Annotated in this window: 2 protein-coding genes; both read left to right on the forward strand. The window is 31.8% G+C overall.

What is annotated here, in order from left to right; all coding sequences use genetic code 11:
- Nucleotides 1-306: 306 nt before the first annotated feature.
- Nucleotides 307-1,602 (forward strand): alpha-amylase, encoded by a 1,296-nt coding sequence (locus ACT8VG_RS09660; RefSeq protein WP_226793853.1) that lies wholly within the window; start codon nucleotides 307-309, stop codon nucleotides 1,600-1,602.
- Nucleotides 1,603-1,941: 339 nt separating this feature from the next.
- Nucleotides 1,942-2,670, forward strand: coding sequence for a MurR/RpiR family transcriptional regulator (locus ACT8VG_RS09665; protein WP_217107175.1), 729 nt, complete (start codon nucleotides 1,942-1,944; stop codon nucleotides 2,668-2,670).
- Nucleotides 2,671-2,750: the final 80 nt, after the last annotated feature.

Raw genomic sequence — 2,750 nt, forward strand, 5'->3', positions numbered from 1 at the left:
GGCGTTAATAAAATTTAATTTTCACTAACCTGTGGTCTGTGGGTATTCAAATAATTCTTTTACATTACAAAACTATCTTAAAAATGTAACTTGATTTAGTAAATGATGATTATAAGTATAATAATGCCTTTAGTTTTGGTTCGGTTTGCCTTTAAAGTTCCTTTTCTATCTCAACGTTATAACATCTTAACAGATACGCCTAAAAGTTCAGTAAAATCCTTTAATTTATAATTTGTGATATTTGATGTTTTCATTTTAACGCTCTCCTTTGAGGAGATTTGAACACATCTAATCACAATAGTCGATATATTTAGTTACTTATATTTTCCTCCTGCTTATAAAGGTGCATATGGAGTCAATGATACAGGATATGGTGTATATGATCATTATGACTTAGGGGAATTTAAAAGCAAGAATACAATACGTACCAAATATGGCACAAAGAAGGAATATCTCTGGTGTATTAAGATGTTTCATCTATTTGGAATAGGTGTCTATGCAGATATTGTATTGAATCATCTCATGGGTGCCGATGCCATGGAACAAGTCATTGCCTATAAGGTAGATGCTTATCATAGACATAAAGTATCTAAAAGAAAAAGAGTCATTCGTGCCTCTACATACTTCTCATTTCCATCTAGAGATAAATATTCTGACTTTATATATAATTCAAAACATTTCACGAGTGTAGATTATGATGCATCTAAACATCAACATGGTCTTTATCTTTTTAAGGGAAAACACTTCAGTGAGAATGTTGATGATGAATATGAAAATTATGATTATTTAATGGGTGCAGATTTAGACTACAATAATCCTGAAGTAGTCGAAGAAGCTATTCAATGGGGACTTTGGTATAAAGACATTACTCATCTAGATGGCTTTAGATGTGATGCCATTAAGCATATAGACTCATCTTTCTATGAACATTGGATCACTATAATGCGTAAACATTCTAAAAAAGAACTCTTTACTGTAGGAGAATACTGGGGTGATATTAACCATTTATGTCATTATCTAGAATCTACACACTTCTGTATGAGTCTATTTGATGTACCATTACACTATCATTTCTATGATGCCAGTCATTCTAATGGTTATTATGATATGCGAGAACTCTTCAATAATACGTTAGTACAAAGATATGACAAGTATGCTGTCACATTTGTGGATAACCATGATACACAACCAGGACAGGCACTTGCTTCTTTTATAGAAGACTGGTTCAAACCGCAAGCCTATGCCTGCATCTTGCTAAGAGAACAAGGCTATCCATGTATCTTCTATGGTGACTATTATGGAATCCCTCATGATCATATCAATCCCAAAAAAGACATATTAGATTATATGTTGAAGCTAAGAAAACAATATGTAGAAGGAATAAGACATGATTATATAGATGATCCAGATGTGATAGGATGGACTTATGAAACAGGACTTGCAGTCATACTCACTAATAGTAAAGGTGGCACAAAACGTATGTTTGTAGGTAAGAAGTATAAACATATGACAGATGGAAATCATATTATTGATATTATTGATGGCTATGGTGAATTCATATGTGATGAAGCATCTCTTAATCTGTATATTGCGCAAAAATAGAAATTATTGAATATATTGGTTAATGTTGTATTTACATTTGTTTGAGTATGTGATGAATATACGAGGATAGCTTATTTTAAAATCAAAGAGGTTTTTAGTATTTAGTCGTTTAATTTAATACCGTCGCACTAATAAGCATCCTTATTTGTAGCATACTACTAAATATTTATTGATAGTTTGTATTAATCTTTAATGTACATAGAAAAAATATAAATTTTACTTTTAAATCACGTGTTAGATGTCATTGTTTTGCGATTCGTGAGTTTACTATCAGATTTAAATGATTTCGAATAAATTTAGGTATATAATAATATCACGGAGGGTATAGGGGTGAGTATTTTGGATTTTACATATGCTCAAGTCAGTAGTTTAAATGAGACAGAAGCGCAGGTATACAATTATGTCATGATGAATAGGGATAAAGTCATGGATGAAAGTATTCGTGAATTGGCACATGATACACATGTCTCTACAGCAACAGTTATACGATTTTGTAAGAAGATGGGATGTTCAGGGTTCTTAGAATTAAAATACAAATTAAAAGATCATATCCACACTCAATCAATTAAAGCAAAACAAGATAGTACTAATTTCATGAGTTTTGTAGCTTATACAAATACTAAACAATATCAAGATGGTATTCAAAGAGCTGCAGAAATTATTCAGAGTGCAGATAATTTTTTTGTATTAGGACTTAGACATTGCGCAGAGTTTTCAAAATATATAGCGCGCACATTTTCTCATATTGGATATTACTGCTATGGGTTTGTGGATAATCTTTATCCCGCACAGGATATTCCTGAAGGAGAAACTTCAGTTATCATGATCATCTATGACAAAGCTCTAGAAAATCTGATTTTTGAAGAAATTAGAAAATACAAAACTAAACATTATCAGGTCATCATGCTTTCAAGTGAAAATGTTGGTTCTATGGAACATCTATGTGATGATGTGATTTATGTGGCAGATGGAAAAGTGAAGCATGGGGCGCTTACTTCTGGTGTTCCTATGTTACTTGCAGTTGAGAGAATTGTTGGTATACTTACAAAAGATGAGATTGAAGAATAACCGTTCCTCTAGTAACGGTTATTTTTTTAATTGGACCACCAACACAAATAACAATTAGTGTTACGTATATATGTAACGAG

The organism is Catenibacterium sp. (assembly GCF_052354645.1).
In the GTDB taxonomy this organism is placed as follows: domain Bacteria; phylum Bacillota_I; class Bacilli_A; order Erysipelotrichales; family Coprobacillaceae; genus Catenibacterium; species Catenibacterium mitsuoka_A.